Origin of the sequence: Klebsiella sp. MS 92-3, from assembly GCF_000195655.1 — a bacterium.
GTDB lineage: Bacteria > Pseudomonadota > Gammaproteobacteria > Enterobacterales > Enterobacteriaceae > Klebsiella > Klebsiella pneumoniae.
Genome location: NZ_GL882760.1, coordinates 8627 through 12653 on the forward strand (window position 1 = coordinate 8627; position 4027 = coordinate 12653).

General features: G+C 62.3%; 4 protein-coding genes. All 4 read left to right on the top strand.

Features of this window, described 5'->3' with window-relative positions; translation table 11 throughout:
- Positions 1 to 47: 47 nt before the first annotated feature.
- The 4 genes from HMPREF9538_RS21435 to HMPREF9538_RS21420 all read left to right on the top strand — a co-directional run bounded on the left by HMPREF9538_RS21435 (position 48) and on the right by HMPREF9538_RS21420 (position 3969).
- On the top strand, positions 48 to 536 hold the full coding sequence (locus HMPREF9538_RS21435; RefSeq protein ID WP_002896376.1) for a YbjO family protein: 489 nt from the start codon (positions 48 to 50) through the stop codon (positions 534 to 536).
- Positions 537 to 577: 41 nt separating this feature from the next.
- Positions 578 to 1705, top strand: coding sequence for a 23S rRNA (uracil(747)-C(5))-methyltransferase RlmC (gene rlmC / locus HMPREF9538_RS21430; protein WP_009484284.1), 1128 nt, complete (start codon positions 578 to 580; stop codon positions 1703 to 1705).
- 78 nt (positions 1706 to 1783) lie between these two features.
- Entirely contained in the window at positions 1784 to 2500 is a 717-nt protein-coding gene (locus tag HMPREF9538_RS21425; RefSeq protein WP_002896380.1) for a response regulator transcription factor, read from the top strand.
- Positions 2497 to 3969: a sensor histidine kinase gene (locus HMPREF9538_RS21420; protein WP_002896382.1), complete on the top strand. Its 1473-nt coding sequence runs from the start codon at positions 2497 to 2499 to the stop codon at positions 3967 to 3969. Before HMPREF9538_RS21425 ends, HMPREF9538_RS21420 begins: the two co-directional genes overlap by 4 nt.
- The last annotated feature ends 58 nt before the right edge of the window (positions 3970 to 4027 follow it).

Genomic DNA, 4027 nt, shown 5'->3' on the forward strand with positions numbered 1-4027 from the left:
CCCCCCCCCCCCCCCGCGCCCCCCCCCGCGGGGGGGCCCCGGTTTTCATGGAAGACATTACGTTGGGATTGTTTACGAAAACTCGCTCATCGCATGCCCGCCTTAACGTCCCTGCGCTGGTGCAGGTGGCGGCCTTTGCTATTATTTTGATTCGTGGCCTGGATCTGCTGATGATCCTTAATCTGTTGGGCCTGCAGGGGCTGAACGAATTCATACACCGCAGCGTTCAGACCTGGAACCTGACGCTGGTCTTCCTCGGCAGCCTGGCGCTGGTGTTTATCGAAATCTGGTGCGCATTCTCGCTGGTGAAAGGGCGCAACTGGGCGCGCTGGATCTATCTGCTGACGCAGATTATCGCTGCCGGCTACCTGTGGGCGGCATCGCTGGGCTACGGGTATCCGGAGCTGTTCAGCATTCCCGGGGAATCAAAACGAGAAATTTTCCACTCGCTGGTGATGCAAAAACTGCCGGATCTGCTGGTTCTGACGCTGCTGTTCGTGCCGGCGAACTGCCGTCGCTTTTTCCGCCTGCAATAACGGTGATACAATCCCCGCCCCTGGATTTTTGAAGGTCAATTATGCATTGCGCACTCTACGACGCCGGCCGTTGCCGCTCCTGTCAATGGCTGGAGCGGCCGGTCCCGCAACAGCTCGCCGATAAAATGGCCGATCTGCGCACGCTGCTGGCGGCGATCCCGGTCGCAGCCTGGGGCGAGCCGGTCAGCGGGCCGGAGGCGACTTTCCGTAACAAGGCTAAAATGGTGGTCAGCGGCAGCGTTGAGCGTCCGCTGCTGGGGATGCTGCACCGCGATGGCACTCCGGTGGACCTCACCGACTGCCCGCTCTATCCCGCCGAGTTTGCCCCGGTTTTTGCTGCCCTGAAGCCCTTTATCGCCCGCGCCGGGTTAACACCTTACAACGTCGCGCGCAAACGCGGGGAGCTGAAATACCTGCTGCTGACCGCCAGCCAGCAGGGGGAGATGATGCTGCGCTTCGTGCTGCGCTCAGAGGCCAAGGTGGCTCAGCTGCGCGCCGCGCTGCCGTGGCTACAGGCACAGCTGCCGCAGCTCAGCGTGATTACGGCGAATATCCAGCCGGTGCATATGGCAATCATGGAAGGCGAGCAGGAGATCTTCTTCACCGAACAGCAGGCGCTGGGGGAGGTCTTTAATGAGGTGCCGCTGTGGATCCGCCCGCAAAGCTTCTTTCAGACCAATCCGGCGGTAGCCAGCCGGCTGTACGCCACGGCCCGCGACTGGGTGCGCGCGCTGCCGGTCCAGCATATGTGGGATCTGTTTTGCGGCGTTGGGGGATTTGGCCTGCACTGCGCGACGCCGACGATGCGCCTGACCGGTATCGAGATCGCCCCGGAAGCCATCGCCTGCGCCAGACAGTCAGCCGCGCAGCTGGGGCTCAGCAATCTGCATTTTCAGGCGCTGGACTCCACGCAGTTCGCCACTCACGAAGCGGATGCCCCGCAGCTGGTGCTGGTTAACCCGCCGCGCCGCGGTATTGGCGCTGAACTATGCGACTATTTAAGCCGCATGGCGCCGCCCTATATTATCTATTCCAGCTGTAACGCCCGCACCATGGCGACCGATATCGCTCGTCTTAGCGGCTATCGCGTTGAGCGGGTCCAGCTGTTTGATATGTTCCCCCACACCGCCCACTACGAAGTGCTGACCCTGCTGGTCCGCGAAGTTTAAACAAAATGTGAAGGCTTTGCGCCGCTGAAATCGGGTAAGCTTGAGGCAGCATGTTTTGTTATTGGTGGGGGGAATCTAATGGCCAAAACCATTCTGCTGGTGGAAGATGACGAGGATATAGCCACGCTGCTGCGGCTCAATCTTCAGGATGAGGGCTATCAGATCGTCCATGAAGCCGACGGCGGCCAGGCCCTCGCCCGGCTGGAGACGCAGGTCTGGGATGCGGTGATCCTCGATTTGATGCTGCCCGGCGTCGATGGTCTGGAGATCTGCCGGCGTATCCGCCAGATGACCCGCTACCTGCCGGTGATTATCATCAGCGCTCGCACCAGTGAAATGCACCGCGTGCTGGGCCTGGAGATGGGCGCCGACGACTATCTGGCGAAGCCCTTTTCACTGCTGGAGCTTATCGCCCGCGTCAAAGCGCTGTTTCGTCGCCAGGAGGCGATGGGGCAGAATCTGCTGATGGACGCCGGGCGCCTGTCCTGCCATGGCCTGAGCATCGACCCGCTGTCGCGCGAAGTGAAGCTGCGCGGCGAGACGGTGGACCTCACGCCGCGTGAATTCGACCTGCTGTATTACTTCGCCCGCCACCCCGGGGAAGTGTTTTCCCGCCTGGCGCTGCTGGAGCAGGTCTGGGGATATCAGCACGAGGGCTATGAGCATACCGTCAATACCCATATCAACCGCCTGCGCAGTAAAATCGAACGTGACCCGGCCGAGCCGGACATCATTCTTACCGTCTGGGGAAAAGGCTATAAGTTCGCCCCGGTGACGCAAGAGGCCGCCCCGTGATCCGCCGCCTGAGCCTCAGCCAACGTCTGGCGCTGGTGGTGGTTTCCCTGCTGATGCTATGCGCGGTGGCGGTATGCGCCGTCCAGTTACACAGCAGCGCGCAGTATGGCAACGCCATGGTGCAGCGTCTGTCGTCCGGGCTGGCTCAACAGATTGTCGCCCGCGAGCCGTTGCTGGACGCCCACGGCGAGGTCAACCGGCAAACTCTGAAGTCGCTGTTTGACCGACTGATGACCTTTAATCCCAGCGTGGAGCTCTATCTGCTGTCGCCGGATGGCGACCTGCTGGCCGATGCGGCGCCGCCGGGCCATATCCAGCGCCAGCGTATCGACATGGCGCCGGTGCAGGCTTTTCTCACCGGCAGTGCGTCGCCGGTGTATGGCGACGATCCGCGCAGTCCCGACGGACGAAAAGTCTTCAGCGCCGCCCCGCTGCGCGTCGACGGCCAACTGCGCGGCTACCTGTATATCATTTTGCAGGGGGAGACGTTTAATCAGCTGGCGGCCGACGCCTGGCAAAAAACGCTGTGGAGCATTGTTCTGTGGACGCTGCTGCTGGTGGCCCTGTTTGGCCTGCTGGCAGGGGGGCTGGCATGGTTCTGGGTCACCCGGCCGGTCCGCCTGCTCACCGCCCAGGTGGCGGCGAGCGGCCAGGACAGCATCAGCGCCATCAAAACCCTGGCGGCCCGCAGGCCGGAGCCCCGGCCTGGTAACGAGGTGGCGGTGCTCGAGAACCGCTTTATTGACCTTGCCCGGCAGATTGCCGATCAGTGGGATCGGCTGGCCGACAGCGATCGCCAGCGCCGTGAATTTGTGGCCAATATCTCTCACGATTTGCGCACGCCGCTGACTTCGCTGCTGGGGTATCTGGAAACGCTGACCCTGAAGGATGAATGGCTGACCGCCGAGGAGCGCAGGCAGTATCTCACCATCGCCCTGCGCCAGGGCAACAAAGTGCGCCATCTTTCGCAGCAGCTGTTTGAGCTGGCGCGACTGGAGCATGGAGGCATTAAGCCGCAGCGCGAGCGTTTCGCGATGGGGGAGCTGATTTCCGACGTGGCGCAGAAGTTTGAATTAACTGCCCGCACGCGTGAGGTGAACCTGCATATTGATGTACCGGGACCGCTGCCGCTGATTAACGCCGATGTGTCGATGATTGAGAGGGTGGTGACCAACCTGCTCGATAACGCGATGCGGCATACTCCCGTCGGCGGGGAGATCCGTCTGGCGGTCTGGCAGGAGAATCAACAGCTTCAGGTCGAAGTGGCAGACAACGGAGCGGGCGTCGATGCCGCGCTGCGCGACGATCTGTTCCAGCGGCCGTCGGCGTTGTCTACCCAGGCATCGCGGGAGGATCGCGGTGGGTTAGGGTTGCTGATTGTAAAACGAATGCTGGAGCTGCACGGGGGAGATATCAGACTGGTGGAGTCGGTAAGCGGGGCGCGGTTCAGGTTCTTCGTGCCACTTTGAGAAATCGCCCGGGCGGGGGGGGGCCACGCCCCCCCCCCCCCCGGCGGGGGGGGGGGGG

Bases quoted from the DNA above. Each gene is read 5' to 3' on its own strand.
- rlmC (WP_009484284.1), top strand. From the start codon at position 578: ATGCATTGCGCACTCTACGACGCCGGCCGTTGCCGCTCCTGTCAATGG.
- HMPREF9538_RS21435 (WP_002896376.1), top strand. From the start codon at position 48: ATGGAAGACATTACGTTGGGATTGTTTACGAAAACTCGCTCATCGCAT.
- HMPREF9538_RS21425 (WP_002896380.1), top strand. From the start codon at position 1,784: ATGGCCAAAACCATTCTGCTGGTGGAAGATGACGAGGATATAGCCACG.